Source organism: Candidatus Villigracilis saccharophilus, assembly GCF_016711665.1.
The window spans coordinates 41,221-60,452 of the sequence record NZ_JADJSO010000062.1 but is presented as its reverse complement, the minus strand read 5'-3'; the positions used below and the strand labels follow the sequence as shown (position 1 = coordinate 60,452).

The following is a 19,232-nucleotide window of genomic DNA, read 5'->3' as shown; positions in this document are numbered from 1 at the left end:
TGTACAGGTCTGGTCAAAATATGTAAAAGGAGATCCCATGTCTAAAATTACACGTGAAGATGCGCTTGAATATCATCATCTGAAAGGAAAGCCCGGCAAGATCGCGGTTGTGTCCACCAAGCCAATGGACACCCAACGTGATCTGGGTCTGGCCTATACGCCAGGCGTTGCCGCACCCGTGCTTGAGATCGAAAAAGACCCAGAGTTGGCTTATGAATACACATCAAAAGGCAATCTGGTAGCGGTAATTTCCAATGGTACCGCCATCCTCGGTTTGGGAGATCGCGGCGCGTTGGCGAGCAAGCCAGTCATGGAAGGCAAAGGAGTCCTCTTTAAAAAATTTGCAGATATCGATGTGTTCGATATCGAGGTCGGTTCACATGATCCGGATGAGGTCATCAAAATTGTCGCAGGGATCTCACAGACATTTGGCGGCATCAACCTTGAAGACATCAAAGCCCCCGAATGTTTTTACATCGAAGAGACTTTGAAAAGTATGCTCGACATCCCTGTCTTTCACGATGACCAACACGGCACGGCTATCATATTTTCTGCGGCGCTTGCCAATGTGCTGGAATTGATCGGCAAGAAACACGAAGAAGTTAAGATGGTGGTCTGCGGAGCGGGCGCGGCGGGTATCTCTTGCGCCAAAATGGCCAAGCTTTGGGGCGTCAGACAAGAAAACATCACCATGGTTGACATCAAGGGCGTCGTATACAAGGGGCGCACGGATGGCATGAACAAATACATGGAAGAGTTCGCCGTGGAGACTGACCACCGTACCCTGGCGGATGCAGTGCGCGGCTGTGATGTGTTCCTGGGACTTTCGGCTGCGAATGTGCTGACACCCGATATGGTCAAGAGCATGGCAAGCGACCCGGTTGTCTTTGCGCTGGCGAATCCCGACCCGGAGATCAGTCCTGAATTGGCGAAGGCAGCGCGCAGCGACATCATCCTCGCGACGGGACGCTCCGATTATCCGAATCAGGTCAATAATGTTTTGGGCTTTCCGTTTATCTTCCGCGGCGCATTGGATGTGCGGGCAAAAGCCATCAACGAAGAAATGAAATTAGCGGCATCCCAGGCTCTTGCCGCACTGGCCAAGGAGGATGTGCCTGACTCGGTCTTGCGGGCGTATGGCCTGGAAAATCTTAAGTTTGGACGCGATTATATTATTCCCAAACCGTTTGACCCGCGTGTACTGTTGTGGGAAGCTCCGGCCGTGGCTGAGGCGGCAATGAAGACCGGTGTTGCCCGTAAAACGATCGACCTTGATGAATACCGTGAGCAATTGGCTTTCCGCCTGGGTAAGGGCGAGCAGGTGCGTCACTTTATTATGGATAAAGCCCGCGCCAGTGCGGGAGTGAAACGTATTGCATTTGCCGAAGGGGAGGAACCAAAGGTGATCCGCGCTGCCTACCAGATTCAGGAGGAGGGCATCGGTACACCGGTCTTGATCGGGCGTAGAAGTGTGATCGAGGAGCAGGTCAACTCACTCTCGTTGGATTACGCGCCTCAAGTCGTTGACCCGGGTGATTTTGCTGGCATTGAAAAATATGCTTCTGCTTACTATGAACTTCGTAATCGGAAAGGCCTATCACTGCACAAGGCTCTATCAGAAGTGAAAGACCCAAATGTGTTTGCGCCGCTCATGGTCAAGATGGGCGATGCGGATGCCTGCGTCTCCGGCCTGACATATGATTATCCCCAGGTGATCCGCCCGGCTTTACAAATTCATCACACCGCTCCTGGATCAGCTCACGCATCCGGCGTCTACATCATGATCATTGATGATCGGGTATTTTTATTCACAGATGCCACCGTCAATATTGACCCGACAGCGGAAGACCTGGCTGAAATAGCCTCACTCGCAGCAGACTTTGCCAGGCAATTGGAGATTGAGCCTCGGGTGGCCTTCCTTTCATTCTCGAATTTTGGCTCCACGCCGCATCCACTCTCGGACAAGGTACGCAAGGCGGTAAAGATCACAAAAGCCCTCCGACCTGATCTGGTTGTAGATGGTGAGATGCAGGCTGATACCGCAGTGGTTTCTGAGATCATCACAGAGCGTTATCCGTTCAGCGCGGTCAAGGATGCCAACGTATTGGTATTCCCTTCCCTTGAGTCGGCAAATATCGCTTACAAATTACTGGCCCGTCTTGGTAATGCAAAAGCGATTGGCCCGATCCTGCTTGGCATGGGCGCGCCAGTCCATGTTCTTCAAACAGGCGATGAAGTTACCAATATCGTTCAGATCGCCGCGGTGGCTGTGATGGACGCGATGCGGCGCGCTGAGAAAAAGTAAAAAATATTTCAGGTTAGCCAAGTTTGCTTAACAATATTTGCGCTAAAACTCTTGGGTTTTAGCGCATTTTTAATGCAAGGCTTTTTATGGATCAAAACTGCTGTGAATTGTATAAAGAAGGGAGAACCGGACACATATTATGCCCTGCAATTCAGTTATTTGATGATGTATGAATAATCCACTCGCCCCCACATCAGCGCGGACAAAAAAAGTCCCCGATGCTAACCATCAGGGACATATCCTTCAACCAGCTTACTTTTCTGCAGCCGCTTCATTTTTTTTATCGCGAGTTCCCGCTTCATGGCGTCCGTTCGACTGGACAGTGATTCCAGATATACCAATTTCACGGGACGGCGGACACTGGTGTATTTTGCGCCTGCGCCTTTATTATGCTGTTTGACTCGTCTTTCAGGATCCGTGGTCCAGCCGGTGTAAAAAGTCCCATCTGAACATTCGACGATGTAGCAATAACAGGTCATTTCTTTTCTTTTACAGACCTTCCTATCAGGGAACCAAACAACCTTTCTTTCAGTGGCATTTTTTCGATCGGAGGCGTCTTCTTGTCCTCCCAGGTTGCTGAGTAGCGATCACTTAACCATTCGTCACGACTTGCTTGCGCAGATTTGAAGTGTTTATTTAAAGCTTCTTCATCTTCATCTTCGATGGCATCACGCAGCTCAGCCAGGGATTGGATCATCGTATTGAGCACCCGGGCGATGTTTTCACGGTTATGCAAAGATAACATCTTCAAAGTTTCAGGGTCATCTTGTATGGCTGTAGTTGCATGATAGGCACGCTCAGCCACTTTGCGGGTTTCCTGCCAGCCGGGTTGGCTTACAGTCGCATTCAGCAATGCGGTGGATGTAAGTTGCGGCAGGAGATATGCTGAAGCCATCAATCCATCTGACTCAACGATATCCGCGATCATAAACTTGGCGCCGATCAACGACACCAAATTGGTAACCAATTGCACCCCTTCACCGGGTGTGCCGAACGAGGCATCTACCAGGAAGATGCTGTTCTTGAAAATATCCGCATTGGCTGAGTCCAGACCCTTTCCTGACTCCTGCAAAAATTCAGCCGCGATGGTGGGTACAAGTCCCACATAATAACAATGTGCTGGAAGGATCTCTCTTGCCCACTTCGCCACCTCAGATTTGATGGGAGCAGTATCCACAACCACCGTTCCCGGCATAAGGTCGGGGGCGATAAATTCCAGGGTCTCGCGGATCTGATGAACGGGCAGTGCCAGGATTACCAAACGAGCATCCTTCACGGCCCTCGGGAGATTATGCTCGGTCTTATCCACGGCGCCTTTTTGCTGCGCTGCGCGCTCGATCGAAAATTCCTTGTCGTGACCTACAACGAAAACGTTATCTTTATGAGCAGAAAGCGCCAATCCGATCGAAGCGCCAACTTGACCCAAACCAATAATTGTAATTTGAACAGGCATGTTACCCTCGCAAAAGTTTGATGGCGCGATTATACTGCCAATACCTCCGCTTTAAACGCCAAGAACCGCGGACGCCGACCGCGGTTCTCTTTGAAAGGAGGAGAAGAGAAATCACCTTACTGAGGTAAATTTATCATGGTTGTCCAAATAGTACTTGACGACAACCCTACGATTCCCCTACGATTGTTAGACAATTAACAAGAATGCAAATTTTTTAACATTATTTGTCTTGCGGAGGATTACAAAATGGCTATCTCTTCCCTAAAAATATATCTTGGCGAATTGAATCATACGGTACTGGGTGATTTCCGCCTCGCGGTTTCCGACCTTGGGCTGGTCGCTGTCGAATGGGCTGACGCTCAACCCAGGCTGGATGCGTATTTGCGCCGTTTCAAATGTGCTGTTGAACAAAATCCATCAAAGGTAAAACCCTACGCAAAAGAATTAGGCGAATACTTAAAAGGCAAGTGCCGTGAATTCACCTTCCCGATTGATTGGTCAAGTTTGCGTCCATTTCAACAGAAAACGTTAAAAGTTGTTTACGCAATTCCATATGGGGAGATAAGCACCTATGCAGAAGTTGCCGTGAAGATCGAATATCCGAGAGCTTACCGCGCTGTCGGCCGAGCCAACGCCACCAACCCCATGCCGATTGTGATTCCCTGCCACCGTGTGATCGGCAAGGACGGTAAACTGCACGGCTATGGCGGCGGAAATGGGCTGGCCACCAAGGAGTGGTTGCTTAAATTTGAAGGCGCTGTGATCGCGTAACGGTTACAAGCCCGGCGTATATTTTTGTTCCCACTCTGCAATGGCGGCGCGGATCTCGGATTTGATTTGCTCATCTGGAACATCATCTATCGTGGCGTATTTTTGCAAGCCTACGTAGACTTGTACGCCACCCTGAAGTGATTCTTGTAAACGGATTCCAGCTTTTGCGAACTTGGTCTTCATCAATTTTGTTTGCAGGACGGAGTCGATCTGACCGACGATGCTCAGTGTTGAGATGTTCTTTTCTTCAGTTTTTTTGACTAGAGGCTGTGCGGGTGGTGGCGCTGACTCTTTAACGGAATCAGGTATGGGCGGCGTGTTGAACGGTACTGCTTGTTGAGTCTGTCCGCCTTCAAGCCATGGACGAAAGATCGAGATGAGTTCGATCAAGCGTTTTTTCTTATCAGCAGATAATATTTCTGGAAGCAAGATTCCGTCCATTTCCACAGTGACACGGTTGTTTATTTTTTTTAATCTTAATAAACCGGGGTCATCCTGTTGTAGAGCGGGGGCCATCCGTGATTCAAGTGAAATTTTTTGATCCGCCTGCGCGATCTTTTTCTCGGCTTCATCAAGCTTGATCTGAGCTTTTTGTTCGGCTGCTTTAATTTTTTGCGTAGTACGGAGATTGGAATCAAGAAATCCAATGACCCATCCCACAATTACAGCAATTACTGCAATCACAATATATTGGAGTGTCATATATCACCTCATGTGCTGGCAGACTGGACAAATATGTGTGCCGCGCTGTCCAACGGTCAATTTTTGTATGATCGTACCGCAAACGGGACATGCTTCGCCGTCGCGGCCATACACTCGAAAATGATTTTGAAATTCACCACCGCGGTAGACCCAATCAATGCTGGCTCCATTGCGGCGAATGCCTTCCTTGAGGACAGTGCGGATCGCTTTGTGCAATGCGCCAGCTTTTTCTTGCGTAACGGTATTCGATAGCGCGAGCGGATGCAGTTGCGCGATGTGCAAACATTCATCGGTATAAATATTTCCAAGGCCGGCGATGAAGGTCTGGTCAAGCAGTAACGGTTTTAGCAGGCGTTTGCGGTTAAGTAAATTTTCATAGAGCCATTGCGAAGTGAAGTTTTTTTCAAGCGGTTCAGGTCCAAGTTTGCCCAGAATAGTTTCAGGTTTATCTGTCAGCCAAACCCGCCCAAATTTGCGGGTGTCGTTGAATGCCAGAACTGTATGGTCCGAAAGGTGAAGCAGAATGCGGTCATGCTTTTCCGCCTTGATTTTACCTTCCCGTATGATCAAATCCCCGCTCATGCGCAAATGGATCAGGAGACTATAATGTTCCAGGTTGAGTATGAGATATTTTGCGCGGCGTGAGACATCCAGGATCTTTTGCCCGGCCACCTGTCTCTTAAAGTGGTTGGTTGACGGTGTGGCAAGCGTGCGTGCCCAGTGTACTTCGGCGGAGAGGATCGTCTTTCCGACGAGTTCCGGTTTCAGGGTACGGGCAAAGGTTTCAACCTCGGGGAGTTCAGGCATTTTTTTGTTTAAGGGTTTGAAATTTAAAACTCTTCAACATTCAAACGGGAATTCTATTCGTTGAACATCTCGCCCACCGAACGGCCTTCATGAGCACGCTTGATCACCTCTCCTAACAGCGGTGCAACAGAGAGTACGGTCAGGCGGCCTTCCAGTTTCTTGAGTTTATCTGCGGTGAGCGGCGCGGAATCAGTAGTGACGATATGTTTGATGGGAAGGGAAGCCAGTCGTTCCGCTCCATTTCTGGAGAGAATGGCATGGACGAATGCGAGATAAACGTCGCGCGCTCCATTCTGTATGACAACATTCACAGCCTGTGAAATGGAACCACCGGTGTCCACTTCATCATCAACAATGATCACATCACGGTCTTTTACATCGCCGATCAATGTCAGCGCTTCGGTATTCGCGTCATTTCCAATACGCCGCTTTTCAATGAAGGCGATCGGCATATCCATGTCCGCGGCGTAGTTGCGGCCCTTTTTCGCAAAGCCGAGATCCACTGAAACGACCACAGGATCCTTCATTTGGGGGCGAAGGTTTTTGTTGATGTGATCCACCAATAAATGTGATGCGGTCAGGACATCGCCGGGAATCGAGAAAAATCCCTGCACCTGCCCGGCGTGCGGATCAAGGGTCATGTAACGGTCGGCACCGGCGACTTCGAGCATATCCGCAACCAGGCGAGCGGTAATGGGTACGCGCGGTTGGTCTTTCTTATCGGAACGGCCATAGCACAAATAAGGCACGACCGCTGTGATACGGGCTGCGGAATCCAAACGCAGGGTTTGGATCATGATCAGCAGTTCCATCAAGTTTCGATGGACGGGAGCTGACGTACTTTGGATCACATACACATCCTGTCCACGCACACTACCGTGCAGTTTTACGAACAGGTTTTCGTTCGGGAACTCGATCACTTCACGCTCGCTGACCGGTTGATCGAGATAATCAGCTATTTTTTGACCAAGCTCGGGTGAGCCGGTGCCAACAAAAAGTTTTATTCCACCATACACTTTCAGGTCGTGATGAACATGACGCATTTAAAGCTCCTTCTTTCGAGACATCCACTCAGAGCGTAACACACTCATGATCAAAACGTCATCGTATTTTCCAAATTTATACACAGCCTCACGCAGGCGGCCTTCAAGTATAAAGCCGGCTTTTTCATAAGAACGCACAGCGCGGATATTATCAGTATAGACCCGTAAAAACGCGCGGTTCAGGTTCAATGTTTCAAAACAATGGCGCACCAGCAGGGACATGACTTCGGACCCATAGCCCTTGTTCCATTCTGATTTATCGCCGATCAAGATCCCAAGCTCGGCACAACTATTCACCGCGTCGAAATCAAACACCCCACAATCACCGATCAACTTCCATGTCTTGCCTTTGCGTATTTCTATCGCAAGAGGTTTTTCCTTTTGGTCGCGTTTTGCAAGTGATGCGAACCAGTTTTCTTCATCGCTCATGGACATCGGCAGGTACATGGCAAGACCGCGGGTTACCTCCGGATCATTTACCCACTCAAAAAAATATTTAACATCATCATGTTCCACCGCGCGCAAACGTACACGGTCACCATAAATTGTGCTCACTTGTACCCTCCGTTCATTAACGACTTGACCGCTTCCCACGGTGAAAGTTCTCTTTGGATGATGCGCTCAAGCGCATCATCGACCTGTTTTTGGGGAACATTTTCCCTAAAACGGTTAACCAGAGTCTCACGGATCAGCGCATCCAATTCGACCTCGAGCCTGGCGCGGTCCCGAACGGCCCAATCTCCGCTGTGAGTTAAGTGCGCCACATGTCCCGCAATGGACTCTGCCAGTTCCGCAATCCCCTTGCCTTCTGTGGCTACCGTCCGCAAGATGGGCGGAATCCACATCGGCGCAGACAGCGAATCTTGTTTCGGGGCAGCTGTCCGCATGATTTGACCGTGATGTTGAAAGACTCGCTCGGTCGGGTGTGCCAGATCCAGCATGGACTTCAATGCCTTCTCGGTATTCTCCACACCGGGGCGGTCTGATTTATTTATCACAAGAATATCCGCAACCTCCAGAATGCCGGCTTTGATGGCCTGGATGTCATCGCCAAGGCCGGGCGCTTCCACAACGAGAGTTGTATGCGCGAGGCGCGCCACATCCACTTCGCTCTGCCCTGCGCCGACCGTTTCAATAATAACAATATCAAACCCGGCCGCGTCAAACACCTGGGACATGTTTGCTGTGGACTGTGCCAGCCCGCCCAACGAACCGCGCGTCGCCATGGAGCGGATGAACACGCCGGTGTCACCGGAAAGATCGCGCATGCGCACACGGTCACCCAGTACCGCTCCGCCTGTGAAAGGACTGGAAGGGTCAACTGCGATGATCGCCACGCGCTTGTTTTGAATTTTGCGAAAATGTAATGCCAGTTGATTCACCAGCGATGATTTGCCGGTCCCGGGCGCGCCTGTCACACCGATCAAATGTGCCTTGCCGGTATGTGGGAATAATTCGATCAGAGCGGCGCGGCTTTCGGGGGAGTCATTCTCCACCTGGGTAAGCAAGCGTGCCAATGAAAGTCGGTCACCATTGAGTACTGACTGGGAGTAATTCATGAAAATCTATTCTTCAATATCCACAACAAAAACACAGAGCAGTGAAATCTCTGTGTTTTTGACCGTAAGTTTATGCTTCAACTGCTGTTCGGACATCACGAATGATGTCTTCGGTGGAGGCGCCAGGGCCAAAGACGCCTGCCACTCCCAATTCTTTTAAGCGAATAAGGTCTTCATCCGGGATAATACCCCCAATGAAAACCTTAACATGTGTTTGTCCATTGGCTTTCAGTAATTCCATTACACGCGGAGTTAATGCCATGTGTGCGCCGGAGAGAATGGAAAGCCCGACCACATCCACATCCTCTTGAAGCGCGGCTTCGGCGATCATTTCCGGGGTCTGGCGCAGACCGGTGTAGATCACTTCCATGCCGGCGTCGCGCAATGCGCGCGCCACAACTTTTGCGCCGCGGTCATGTCCATCCAAACCGGGCTTGGCCACCAATACACGTATCTTCTTATCGGTCATATTTCCTCCGAGGGAATGATGTTCAAAATTATACTATGTATCACAATCGCCATATCTGATAAAAGTGAAAGGATTGCATTTCGCAATCCTTTCACTTTTTACATTCCATCATCTTTTGGCGGCGCGGTCTGACCATAATCCAGAACCGGTCGCATTTGTGTTCCGCCTTCCGGCGGGCCAACGATCTTTTTATCTTCCATCATATCCACGATACGGGAAGCGCGTGTGTAGCCGATGCGCATTCTTCTTTGCAGCATGGAGACGGATGCGCGTCCTTCCTTGCGGACAATATCCACAGCATCATCAAAGAGCGGATCATTATCTGATTTTGCGCCTTCATCCCATAATTCGGTCTGCTTTAATGGAACGCCGGTTGGCACGGCGTCCGCGGGAGTGCCGGCCACCGCATATGCGCTCGACCCGCCAGCCTGTGTTCTCCAGAACTCTACCAGACCCTGGATCTCATGGTCTGAGACGAATACACCTTGCAATCGCGCGGCAGAAGGCGCGTCTGGCGCTTGATAAAGCATGTCACCGCGCCCGAGCAATCTTTCCGCACCGGGCTGGTCGAGGATCACACGGCTGTCTGTATTGGACGCAACGGCAAAGGCAATACGCGCGGGGAAGTTCGCTTTGATCAGTCCTGTGACCACATCCACGGATGGGCGCTGGGTCGCGAGGATCATATGAATACCGGTGGCGCGTGATAACTGCGCAAGACGCGTAATGGTCTTTTCAGTTTCATCCGGTGCGATCATCATTAAGTCAGCCAGCTCGTCAATGATGATGACAAGATATGGCAATTTCTTTTGCCCCTTTAATTTCATTTTTGCATTGTAGTCAATGATGTTGCGCGAACCAATCTGGGCAAACATGTGGTACCGCTTGTCCATTTCGCGTGTCATCCATTGCAATGCGCCGATAACGCGGTCCATTTCCACAACAACTGGACCAAGCAAATGCGGGATCCCGTTGTAGCCTGTCAGCTCCACGCGTTTGGGGTCCACCAGAACAATGCGCAGATCATCTGGTGTGTTGAACAAAAGCAAACAGGTGAGAATGGAATTCACACACACTGATTTACCGGAACCGGTCGTGCCAGCGATCAGCATGTGCGGCATCCCTTCCAGGCTGGCGATTATTGGAAGTCCAGCCACGTCGCGTCCCAGGCCAAAATTCAACGGCTTGGTATTGCGTTTGTAAATATCGCTTTCCAGAATATCACGCAGCGCCACCATCGCCATTTCTTCATTTGGCACTTCGATGCCCACATAGCTATGTCCGGGCACAGGCGCTTGAATGCGGATGCGCGGCGCGGCCAATGCGAGCGCAAGATCATCGGATAAGGAAGCGATCTTGCTGACGCGCACCTTGGTGCGGACTCCGCCTCTGGTCTCAAGGAATAGCGGTTCCACTCCGAACTGCGTGATGGATGGTCCGCGGCTGATTGCAACCACCTGGGCCGGCGCACCAAAAGATGCAAGTGTCTCCTCAATTAATCGTGCGCGCTGTTGAATAAAATCTTCATTGATGGCGGGCGCACTGCCTGCGTCCAGGATATCGCTGACGCTTGGTAATTTCCATTGGATCACACTTGGTCCGCTGCTTGTTCGTGTGGGTTGGATGCTGTTGGCAGCCGCTTGTTCCATGACGGGCATGGCAGATGAATCTATCGGGGTGAATTCCTCTGTTGAAACAGGTTCAGGTTCGGGGCTGCTTGAAGCGCGCGGCGCGATCGGTTTGTTCAACCATTTTTGCAGCGTATCCTTTAATGGCGTCAACCAGAAGAATAATTCCTGCACGGGTTTATCAAGGGTGACCGCGATCCCAATGACCAGCCATGCGAGCAGTGCCACATAGGTTCCACCTGCCCCCAGACCTGACCAGAGTGCGCGTTGGAAGAGACCGCCCAAAGCGCCGCCCCCATTGCCGGTTAGCGCCACGGCTTCCGCAGTTTCTGCGGTGGCGACAAATGAATGCAATACGGTGAGCAGCCAAAGATAAAGGAGCACGCTGCCGGAGGCGCGTTCAAGCGAAAGCGGGGGGATGCGCTCGATCTTTCGGAGGACAAGCCACAGCCCAAAGATGAGCAGTCCGATCGGCAGGATGTACGCGCCCCAGCCAAAGATTTGCAAAAGGAATTGAATCGCCCCGCCAATGAGCGGGGATCGGTTTGCTGAGATCAACCCCAAAAGAATAATTGCGCCGATGAATGTCAGGATGATGCCGACTACATCGAGTTTGCGTTCAGCGGAAAGAGTATTCCACCACGAAAAAGCGGGGGGCGGGGGAGTCTGTAGTGGCGGCGTTTTTCTGCTTTTTGACGCGGGTTTGTTCTGCGACACATCCCCCTTTTTTGAGGGAAGGATTTTGCCGGCAGGTTTTGTATTTTTCTTGGGAGGAGTGGAGGGTTTTAAAAGAGGCATGAAGATAAAAGGATGAAGGCTGAAATTTGGAAGGTCAAAAAGATTATAGCACTGATGGTCTGTTTCCTTTAAGGTACAATTGTTTCATTATGTCGTTGCCAGGAGGGTGCTTGCTCTTCCCGATACCATCCCGAATGCTCTTATCGGGATGAAGCAATCTCCCCCCATGAGAGGCTGCTCACCTGCACCGCAGGTGTAAGTGTCGGATAAGAACAGGACCGCCTCGCAGCGACATGATCTATATCGAGAATCGTTAATAGTTGTAAGGACTAACCCATTGTTCGAAATCCTATTTCTTGGCACATCCGCTTCCGCGCCGTCTGCAAAGCGCGGGCTTTCGGGGCAGATCGTTTCTCATAACGAATATCGTTTCCTCATTGATTGCGGCGAAGGCACCCAAAGACAGATCCTGCAGTCGGGCATTGGCTTTAAACGGCTGACGCGCGTGTTATTAACGCACGGACATCTTGACCACATCCTTGGGCTGGGCGGACTGCTGTCTACGCTCCTGCGCTGGGAATCGATCGATGAGCTTACGATCTACGGCGGGCGCAGTACGCTCGAGCGCGTACAGACACTTCTTTATGACGTTGTCCTGCGTGGTAATCAGCCTCCCATGCCGCTGATCTTAAAAGAGATCAAACCCGGTGTCATCTTTGAAACGGATGATTTCACAGTGACCGCTTTTTCTGTCACGCACCGCGGACCGGATTGTTTGGGCTATGTCTTTGAAGAGAAGGCGCGCCGTCCATTCCTTTCACAAAAAGCAGATGCGCTTGGCGTACCGTTCGGTCCCGAACGCGGACAACTGGTTGCCGGCAATGAGATCATACTCGCTGATGGAAAACAAATCACCCCCGATGATGTGCTGGGTGACTGGGAAAAGGGCAGTAAATTTGTCGTGGTGGGCGATGCCGGTCGGATAGATAACCTGATCGAGGTCTGCAAGGACGCGGACGGTCTCGTGATCGAGTCCACGTACCTGGATGAAGAAGCGGATATGGCGAAGCAGTTCTCTCATCTCACCGCGCGCATGGGTGCGGAACTAGCCACAAAAGCCGGGGTTAAGAAGCTGATCCTTACGCATATTTCGCGCCGCTACCGTGAAAAAGATGTGATCGCTGAAGCGCAATCCGTTTTTCCAAATGTGGCTGTGGCGCGTGATTTTGACACCTATCAAATAAAGAGAGAAATTTAAGATGCCAGAAAAATTAAAGATCGGGGTATTGACCTCGGGCGGCGATGCGCCGGGTATGAACGCGGCCATCCGTGCCGTGGTGCGTACCGCGTTGACGAACGACATGGAAGTGATCGGGATTCAAAATGGTTACGAAGGTTTGATCAATGGTGAATTCCGTAATATGAATGAACGCTCTGTCGGCGGTATTTTACAGCGCGGCGGGACGATCCTTCTCACCAGCCGAAGCAAGCGCTTTATGGAGCCAACCGGCCAGCGCGATGCGATCCGCAAGATGAATGAAGCCGGCATCAACGGGTTGATTGTGATCGGTGGTGAAGGCTCAATGAACGGTGCGCACGCGCTTTCACAACAGGGTGTCAAGGTTGTTGGTATCCCTGGCAGCATTGATAACGATATCTGGGGAACGAACATCGCCATTGGCACGGATACCGCCATGAACACCATTATGGAAGCTGTCGACAAATTGCGCGATACCGCGTCATCGCATCAACGCGCGTTCCTGGTCGAAACAATGGGACGCAACAGCGGCTATCTTGCAGTGATGGCGGCCATTGTCTGCGGCGCGGAAGTGGCCTTGATCCCCGAAGTATCCATTACCGCTGATGAGGTGGCCATGGCGGTCGAACAAGCCTACAAACGCGGCAAGACACATGCCATCATTATCAACGCGGAAGGTTCCAATATCAGTACAACCGAGCTTGCGGCACGCATTGATGACCTGGATGTAGGCTTCAAGACGCGTATGACGATCCTTGGTCATATTCAACGTGGAGGTTCGCCGACCGCGTATGACCGCCTGCTGGCCTCACGCATGGGTGTAAAAGCCGTGGAAGCCTTGATGGATGATAAGCACGGCGTGATGGCCGGACTTAAAGGCAAGGGGGTGGAATTTATTCCGCTGGTGGATGTGATCACCAACAAACGCAAGGTCAACATGGAGTACTATCGCATGGCGAAGGTGCTGGCTAGATAGGACCGTTGCAGATTCAAAAGTTTCAGCCGTTAAGATGGAAAATCTTGGCGGCTTTTCTATTTAATGGTTACTTGAATCACAGCCGTATCCACTCTCTGATCTGCGCGTACTACTTGCAGCTGAATCGCATATAGTCCAATTAATCCTTTTGTATCCCACTCAGCCAGAACAGCATTTTCTATGGGAGTATTTACATCACTCCCCAGTTGAATCCATTCCTGTGGATTCAACCCCTTGCCCACCTGCACACGATAATATGAAAAGTCGTCGCCCGAGGCTGTCCCGATTATTTTCACAGCGCCGTTCACATCTGCAAATAATTCCGGAGAAATGATATTGGCGATGGGATTCACTGGCGGTGCTTGAATGGCGTCGTACATGGTAGGTGGGATCTCAAACCCTTCCCCCAAAGCCCAATCGCGCGCGTTTTCCGGGACAAGCATATACACACGTTTCTCAATTAATTCAGGCGGAGTGAACACAGTGGCGAGCAGACCTGTCTCGCGGTTGATATCGAACTCGTTGAATAAATTATCCGCCTGGATCGGTTCACTTCCGTTCAGGAAAACCTCGCTTACCAAATTCGGGCATTCACTGGTTGGCAGCATTCCGGAAGGATCACACACAGTTATTGTAGAGACCCCTTGCGGTTTGGCCCAACCGTCAGCGGGGGAATTCCCTGAAGCCAACTGCATCAATGCATTCCATAATACCGATGGAAATTTTGGCGAAACAAGCTCATTCTCGTCATGCACGCCGGTCCATGTGACCACTACATGGGAGGGGGTATAGCCAACCACCCACGCATCCTGCCCATTTGATGTTTGCCCAACCTTTACCCCCACGGGACGCCCGATCTCAAGTGGATTCGATCCGCCGCGTGCGGTTTCATCGCTCAATATATTTGTCATCAAATACGCCAGCGCGGATGTTAACACTGGCTTGGCTTGCGGCAATGACCAATCCAACAAAACCGCGTGGTCCACACTCTCCACGCGCAGAACGGTCACAGGTAAAAATTCATCACGCACAGTCTGACCGAAATAAATTCCCTGTTTACCAAACACACCATATGCCCCTGCAAGTTTCAGCATGGAAATATTTTCGATCAAATCGATTCCAAATGATGACGCAATGTTGGTCACGTTCTCAATGCCCATTTGCGCCTTCAATGCCTGCGCAGGTACTTGATAATCGTTTGCCAGTGCGATCCGCAGGCGTACGGGTCCGTGATACTTGCGGTCAAAGTTTTGAGAAAATCCTTCTGTGGGAATATCCCATGTTAATGAAGCTGGACTCAAGCCGCGGGTGAATCCTGTCAAATAGATGAACGCATCCAAACTGGACCCGGGCTGGTGCGCGCTGACGAGCGGGGTTTCCACGCCTTGGTTTGTCTCCCCGACCAACGCCAGCACCTGGCCATTGTTCGGGTCAAGGATCAACGCGCTCGCGGATGAATCTGCCAGTGTGACGGCGGGAGGAAGGGATGGCAATAATCTTGCAGATTCGCAGTCACTTTCAGATTCAGTTAATCCGGCCATGCGGGTTGCGTATACTTTCGTTGTACACGCGGCTTGGATCTGTAGGTCATAATCGAGCGTGGTAATGATGTTAAACCCGCCGCGCTCAACCCGCTCGCGCGGGATTTGCGAATCGAGTTGGGACAAGACCATGTTGACGAAAGCCGGGGCAGTTTCGGGTGAGACCGAGGCGCGGACTCGAAGGTTGGGGTCTCTGCCAGCGCGGCGATCATCTCGGTGTTGCTTAATTTCAGAGTCAAGATCAAATCTCGTCCACGTTCCAATGCCTGCTGCGGCGCATCCAGCGGATTCAAAGCAGGGGTTTCACTTGTCGCCGCAAGAATGGCGGATTCGACTAAAGTAAGCTCTTCAGGTGATTTGCTAAAATAAAATTGAGAGGCAGCATCCACACCGAAAGCATAGCTGCCAAAGTTCGCGCTGTTGAGATACCACTCCATCACCTGCGCGCGCCCAAAGCGGGCTGTGATCTGCGCGGCCAGAATACGCTCGCGGATGGCGCGCCTAAATGTTGGCGCTTCGTTATAAATAATTAACTCGTTGACAAGTTTTTGTGCAATGGTGGGATGTGAATCGGGGTCGTTATATCCCTGAACGGTAAACCCGGGATGAGACCAAAATTGAGGATCGGCGACGGCGGCCGCCGCATCAATTAATGTCGCGGGAATGTGTTGTGGATTTTTAGCGTTGATGGGAATGTATCGCCGCGTTCGCGAATCGTCCGTTGGCGAAAATGTGAAAATCAACTCCGCGCCTGTGCGGTCATAGATGCGTGTCGGTTGGAGTAAAAGCCCGTCAGGTGGGTTCAGCAGTCGCGGTAAGATGTCAATGGATGGGAGGTCCTGGGTAATATCTGCGTACGCATACGCACCAATAATAATGAATGCCGCGAGAAAAAGAGAAAGAAGGATCCCCAAACTAAACAAAGTACCGCGCGTGCGGTTGGATGATATACGCTGTTTTGCGATTCGCCTGTCACGGCGTGTGCGTAGAACTGGAAGGATGGAGGGCATGCCTCTATTTTAGCGTAGGTCGCGCTTCAAGCGCGACTTTTAGTCGTTCAAAAGATCCGAAAGGAAATTAAGTAGTCCGCCAGTTCCAGCCTCTTCTTGTGTTTGTGAGTTATCGGGGACATCACTCGCCACCAATCCGCTTTGACCGTTGATCAACACCAAATGCTCGCGCCCGTCAAAGGGAAGTTCGGTCATCCACACAGGCATCAAATTTAATTTGAAAGACTCCACAGCCAGGTTTTGAGATGAAGTGTGCACAATGTTCATGCCGCTGATCATGTAAGGAAGTTTGTCTTTATATCGTGCATAGACCTGACTGCGCGCATCCAGTGAAGCATCAGCCATCGGCACATCATAGATCTCCGCGGGCCAGCTTGCAAGGAAGCGCGGATCATACGGCTTGGTGGTCTTGAGGTCAAAAGCGGGGATCAATTTCAAGAAAACAGCAGACAGCTTTCGCGAGGCGGGAAACGGAAGGTCATCCACCATGATGGGATACTGGTCAGTGATACGGGTGATCTTTTTCTCGCCGCCGCGCTTGAATAACTGTTCATCCTGTTCGATCATTTCTCCTGTGTAATCAATGACGCCGCCAATGTCAAAGGTCCACATTGGAAGATAAAGCCCGCGCGGCAGTTCCACTCTTTTTTCAGGGTTGATATGGTTACTCTCGACCCAGTTGACCAAAAGCTGCGTGGCTTTTTTCTGTGTGAAAGCGTGCGGGATGATCCCATCCGGCGCGAGCAGGTCTTTTGTCTTTTCAAGGCTGACCACATGCGGAGAATCGCAATACACGCATGAAGCCGAGATCTGCTTCGGCGGCAAAATGAATTCAGCGCCGCACCCGTTACAATGAAAAACCAGTTCCTGCAGCGGCTTGCCATGTCCGCGCGAGGTGGCCATCGCGATGATGAAATCTTTTTCGTCCGCCTCTTTGGTATGCGTGTCAAAACCCTGATTGCGTGAGCAATAATCGCAAACAAGGGTTTGACCGTCCGGCGCGAACGCCATACGTCCGCCGCATTTGGGACACATGAAGCGATCCGCATTTGCCTGGCGCGATCCTTCAGACACAGCGGGCATCTTATCGGGATTGATCACTTCATCGGCTTTGAGTTTCCCATCGAGGATCGCCAATGCGCGGCGCGCCCGCGCATGTCTCAGGTCATGCGAAAGACAATTTTCCAGGGCTTTTCTTTTTTCGACAGGATTGGCTGTGACTTCCCCCATCCAATACCAGGCTTCAGCCAGCACATCATGCGAACTGGTCATATAAATGGCGCGGTCAAGATAACGGCGGGCGGTTTCATGATTGCCTGTCTTGGCTTCAATAATTCCAGAGCGGAGAAGTTCCTTGCTGTATTCTTCCATTTTTATTTCGCGGCGCTCCTGACGATCGCGTCTGTCATTTTTGCAACACGCGCCATTTCTTTCACATCATGCACGCGGATGATATCCGCGCCGCGCGCGATGCCCACCGCAACTGTCGCGGCTGTGCCTTCCACCCGCTGGTCTGCGGGCAGATCCAGAGTAAATCCTATGAATGATTTGCGGGATGTCCCCAGCAAAATGGGATATCCCAACTCGCGGATCTCGCCCAGCCGATTGATCAACTCAAGATTGTGTTCGCGCGTCTTTCCAAAGCCGACACCTGGGTCCAGAACAATATGCGACTCAGCAATCCCGGCTCTTCGCGCCAGCGCCGCGCTATCCATGAGTTCACGTTTTACATCCGCAATTAAATTTTCATATCCCGCGCCGATATAAGCATTCCCAAATTTCTCGCGGACTTCCACGCTGGCGGGGTTGCTGCGATTGTGCATCAGGATGACCGGTGTTTTATATTTTGCCGCCACCAACGCAAGGTCATCATCCGCGCGCAGCCCCCAGACATCATTAATAATATGCGCGCCTGCATGAACCGCTTCTTCGGCGACTTTTGCTTTGTATGTATCAATTGAAATAATTGCTTCGGGAAAATTTTTGTTCAGTGCGTGAATGACAGGAATCACACGTTCCATTTCCTCATCAGCATTGACTGGAGCAGAGCCGGGTCGTGTTGACTCTCCGCCCACATCCAAAATATCGGCGCCGTTTGCCAGGAAATTCTTCGCCTGCTCGATAGCAGTCTCGACGGCATCTCCTTTTGCAATGATACCGTCCCCGGAAAAACTATCGGGAGTCACATTCAAGATCCCCATCACATACGTGCGGGAACCCCAGTTGAATGTAAAACTCCCGATCTGCAGAGAAGTGGATTTCATGTAAGTTATGTCGTTGCGACGAGCCTCAAAAGGCGAGGGTGTTCTTCCATCCTAAGCAACCTCGAGATTACCAAAAGGTTGCTCCGTCGCTGCGCTCCTCGCAACGACATGTTTCATGCTATATCTGATCCAGAGGACGCGCCAGCCAGGCTTCGGCCTGATTAATGTCAGTAAAGATCTTCATGGCGGAGGCTGCTTCTGGCAATGATCCGGCAGCCACGTTTCGTACCGCATCCGCGACGGATTGATCCGCAACCACCACAGCCACGCGGATGTTGCGCGCGGAAGGGTCGCTGTTCGCATCCACTGCCATGCGCACGGCTTTTTCAGGGATCTGCTTCACGGCGCGCAGGTCATACAGGTTGCGGGTGCGGCGGTCTGCTTCCAGCAAGTGCTCGAGAGCAAATTCATGCCAGTGCTTGAGGGTGGCGTCTGACAGATCGGTGAATGTCAAGGTCATGCCGCCATCGCCGCGGCGGATCACAGAATAGCCGACATCGGCGGCGGGGGACCAGTTTAAAGGTTTGGATTCAGTCATGGGTTCTCTCCTGTATTTATACTATGATTATAACGCAGGCATAAAATTATTTTTCATTTTTTGGAATCACATGCTATAATGCGGTTCACCCGGGCGCTTAGCTCAGTTGGTTAGAGCACCTCGTTTACACCGAGGGGGTCGGGGGTTCGAGTCCCTCAGCGCCCACCTTT

At 51.3% G+C, this 19,232-nt stretch carries 18 protein-coding genes and 1 tRNA gene; 5 read left to right on the top strand and 14 right to left on the bottom strand.

Annotated elements, in window-relative coordinates; genetic code table 11:
* The first annotated feature begins 37 nt into the window (after positions 1–37).
* The gene (locus tag IPL17_RS19745; protein ID WP_345308799.1) at positions 38–2,305 is read left to right on the top strand and encodes an NADP-dependent malic enzyme; all 2,268 of its coding nucleotides are present in this window, start codon (positions 38–40) and stop codon (positions 2,303–2,305) included.
* Positions 2,306–2,526: 221 nt separating this feature from the next.
* Here IPL17_RS19745 and IPL17_RS19740 read toward each other — a convergent pair whose 3' ends face one another.
* Together IPL17_RS19740 and IPL17_RS19735 are read right to left on the bottom strand one after the other, a co-directional pair.
* Positions 2,527–2,784, bottom strand: coding sequence for a GIY-YIG nuclease family protein (locus IPL17_RS19740; RefSeq protein WP_345308798.1), 258 nt, complete (start codon positions 2,782–2,784; stop codon positions 2,527–2,529).
* Positions 2,781–3,758, bottom strand: coding sequence for a prephenate dehydrogenase (locus IPL17_RS19735; protein WP_345308797.1), 978 nt, complete (start codon positions 3,756–3,758; stop codon positions 2,781–2,783). Before IPL17_RS19735 ends, IPL17_RS19740 begins: the two co-directional genes overlap by 4 nt.
* Before the next feature lie 246 nt (positions 3,759–4,004).
* On the opposite strand from IPL17_RS19735, the gene IPL17_RS19730 reads away from it, so the two are divergent.
* Positions 4,005–4,529 (top strand): methylated-DNA--[protein]-cysteine S-methyltransferase, encoded by a 525-nt coding sequence (locus IPL17_RS19730; RefSeq protein ID WP_345308796.1) that lies wholly within the window; start codon positions 4,005–4,007, stop codon positions 4,527–4,529.
* Positions 4,530–4,532: 3 nt separating this feature from the next.
* Here IPL17_RS19730 and IPL17_RS19725 read toward each other — a convergent pair whose 3' ends face one another.
* The 7 genes from IPL17_RS19725 to IPL17_RS19695 all read right to left on the bottom strand — a co-directional run bounded on the left by IPL17_RS19725 (position 4,533) and on the right by IPL17_RS19695 (position 11,535).
* Positions 4,533–5,231 (bottom strand): hypothetical protein, encoded by a 699-nt coding sequence (locus IPL17_RS19725; RefSeq protein ID WP_345308795.1) that lies wholly within the window; start codon positions 5,229–5,231, stop codon positions 4,533–4,535.
* 3 nt (positions 5,232–5,234) lie between these two features.
* Positions 5,235–6,038 (bottom strand): DNA-formamidopyrimidine glycosylase, encoded by an 804-nt coding sequence (gene mutM / locus IPL17_RS19720; RefSeq protein WP_345308794.1) that lies wholly within the window; start codon positions 6,036–6,038, stop codon positions 5,235–5,237.
* Positions 6,039–6,091: 53 nt separating this feature from the next.
* Positions 6,092–7,081, bottom strand: a complete 990-nt coding sequence (locus tag IPL17_RS19715) for a ribose-phosphate diphosphokinase (RefSeq protein ID WP_345308793.1) — start codon at positions 7,079–7,081, stop codon at positions 6,092–6,094.
* Positions 7,082–7,636 carry a GNAT family protein gene (locus IPL17_RS19710; RefSeq protein ID WP_345308792.1) on the bottom strand — a complete coding sequence of 185 codons (555 nt, stop codon included), beginning with the start codon at positions 7,634–7,636 and terminating at the stop codon, positions 7,082–7,084.
* Positions 7,633–8,640, bottom strand: coding sequence for a methylmalonyl Co-A mutase-associated GTPase MeaB (gene meaB, locus IPL17_RS19705; RefSeq protein WP_345308791.1), 1,008 nt, complete (start codon positions 8,638–8,640; stop codon positions 7,633–7,635). The genes IPL17_RS19710 and meaB overlap by 4 nt, the downstream gene beginning before the upstream one ends.
* A 70-nt stretch (positions 8,641–8,710) precedes the next feature.
* Positions 8,711–9,109 carry a cobalamin B12-binding domain-containing protein gene (locus IPL17_RS19700; protein ID WP_345308790.1) on the bottom strand — a complete coding sequence of 133 codons (399 nt, stop codon included), beginning with the start codon at positions 9,107–9,109 and terminating at the stop codon, positions 8,711–8,713.
* Between the two features lie 98 nt (positions 9,110–9,207).
* Complete coding sequence (locus tag IPL17_RS19695) at positions 9,208–11,535, bottom strand: DNA translocase FtsK 4TM domain-containing protein (RefSeq protein WP_345308789.1); 2,328 nt, start codon at positions 11,533–11,535, stop codon at positions 9,208–9,210.
* A 277-nt stretch (positions 11,536–11,812) separates the two neighbouring features.
* Between IPL17_RS19695 and IPL17_RS19690 the strand changes: the two genes are divergently transcribed.
* Positions 11,813–12,733 carry a ribonuclease Z gene (locus IPL17_RS19690; RefSeq protein WP_345308788.1) on the top strand — a complete coding sequence of 307 codons (921 nt, stop codon included), beginning with the start codon at positions 11,813–11,815 and terminating at the stop codon, positions 12,731–12,733.
* A gap of 1 nt (position 12,734) precedes the next feature.
* A complete protein-coding gene (gene pfkA / locus IPL17_RS19685) occupies positions 12,735–13,709 on the top strand; it encodes a 6-phosphofructokinase (RefSeq protein WP_345308787.1) in 975 nt (324 codons plus the stop codon).
* A gap of 56 nt (positions 13,710–13,765) precedes the next feature.
* Here the strand turns inward: pfkA and IPL17_RS19680 are convergent, their stop codons facing one another.
* The 5 genes from IPL17_RS19680 to IPL17_RS19660 form a co-directional block, all read right to left on the bottom strand.
* The gene (locus IPL17_RS19680; RefSeq protein ID WP_345308817.1) at positions 13,766–15,250 is read right to left on the bottom strand and encodes a penicillin-binding transpeptidase domain-containing protein; all 1,485 of its coding nucleotides are present in this window, start codon (positions 15,248–15,250) and stop codon (positions 13,766–13,768) included.
* Positions 15,238–16,260 (bottom strand): transglycosylase domain-containing protein, encoded by a 1,023-nt coding sequence (locus IPL17_RS19675; RefSeq protein ID WP_345308786.1) that lies wholly within the window; start codon positions 16,258–16,260, stop codon positions 15,238–15,240. The genes IPL17_RS19680 and IPL17_RS19675 overlap by 13 nt, the downstream gene beginning before the upstream one ends.
* Positions 16,261–16,299: 39 nt before the next feature.
* The gene (locus IPL17_RS19670; protein ID WP_345308785.1) at positions 16,300–17,631 is read right to left on the bottom strand and encodes a hypothetical protein; all 1,332 of its coding nucleotides are present in this window, start codon (positions 17,629–17,631) and stop codon (positions 16,300–16,302) included.
* 2 nt (positions 17,632–17,633) lie between these two features.
* Complete coding sequence (gene folP / locus IPL17_RS19665) at positions 17,634–18,524, bottom strand: dihydropteroate synthase (RefSeq protein ID WP_345308784.1); 891 nt, start codon at positions 18,522–18,524, stop codon at positions 17,634–17,636.
* Between the two features lie 118 nt (positions 18,525–18,642).
* Positions 18,643–19,062 (bottom strand): hypothetical protein, encoded by a 420-nt coding sequence (locus IPL17_RS19660; RefSeq protein WP_345308783.1) that lies wholly within the window; start codon positions 19,060–19,062, stop codon positions 18,643–18,645.
* 91 nt (positions 19,063–19,153) lie between these two features.
* Here IPL17_RS19660 and IPL17_RS19655 point away from each other — a divergent pair.
* A tRNA-Val gene (locus tag IPL17_RS19655) sits at positions 19,154–19,227 on the top strand.
* Positions 19,228–19,232 lie beyond the last annotated feature (5 nt).

Coding starts and splice junctions, on each gene's coding strand:
- IPL17_RS19745 (WP_345308799.1), top strand. CDS start 38: ATGTCTAAAATTACACGTGAAGATGCGCTTGAATATCATCATCTGAAA.
- IPL17_RS19740 (WP_345308798.1), bottom strand. CDS start 2,784: ATGACCTGTTATTGCTACATCGTCGAATGTTCAGATGGGACTTTTTAC.
- IPL17_RS19735 (WP_345308797.1), bottom strand. CDS start 3,758: ATGCCTGTTCAAATTACAATTATTGGTTTGGGTCAAGTTGGCGCTTCG.
- IPL17_RS19730 (WP_345308796.1), top strand. CDS start 4,005: ATGGCTATCTCTTCCCTAAAAATATATCTTGGCGAATTGAATCATACG.
- IPL17_RS19725 (WP_345308795.1), bottom strand. CDS start 5,231: ATGACACTCCAATATATTGTGATTGCAGTAATTGCTGTAATTGTGGGA.
- mutM (WP_345308794.1), bottom strand. CDS start 6,038: ATGCCTGAACTCCCCGAGGTTGAAACCTTTGCCCGTACCCTGAAACCG.
- IPL17_RS19715 (WP_345308793.1), bottom strand. CDS start 7,081: ATGCGTCATGTTCATCACGACCTGAAAGTGTATGGTGGAATAAAACTT.
- meaB (WP_345308791.1), bottom strand. CDS start 8,640: ATGAATTACTCCCAGTCAGTACTCAATGGTGACCGACTTTCATTGGCA.
- IPL17_RS19700 (WP_345308790.1), bottom strand. CDS start 9,109: ATGACCGATAAGAAGATACGTGTATTGGTGGCCAAGCCCGGTTTGGAT.
- IPL17_RS19695 (WP_345308789.1), bottom strand. CDS start 11,535: ATGCCTCTTTTAAAACCCTCCACTCCTCCCAAGAAAAATACAAAACCT.
- pfkA (WP_345308787.1), top strand. CDS start 12,735: ATGCCAGAAAAATTAAAGATCGGGGTATTGACCTCGGGCGGCGATGCG.
- IPL17_RS19680 (WP_345308817.1), bottom strand. CDS start 15,250: ATGGCCGGATTAACTGAATCTGAAAGTGACTGCGAATCTGCAAGATTA.
- IPL17_RS19675 (WP_345308786.1), bottom strand. CDS start 16,260: ATGCCCTCCATCCTTCCAGTTCTACGCACACGCCGTGACAGGCGAATC.
- IPL17_RS19670 (WP_345308785.1), bottom strand. CDS start 17,631: ATGGAAGAATACAGCAAGGAACTTCTCCGCTCTGGAATTATTGAAGCC.
- folP (WP_345308784.1), bottom strand. CDS start 18,524: ATGAAATCCACTTCTCTGCAGATCGGGAGTTTTACATTCAACTGGGGT.
- IPL17_RS19660 (WP_345308783.1), bottom strand. CDS start 19,062: ATGACTGAATCCAAACCTTTAAACTGGTCCCCCGCCGCCGATGTCGGC.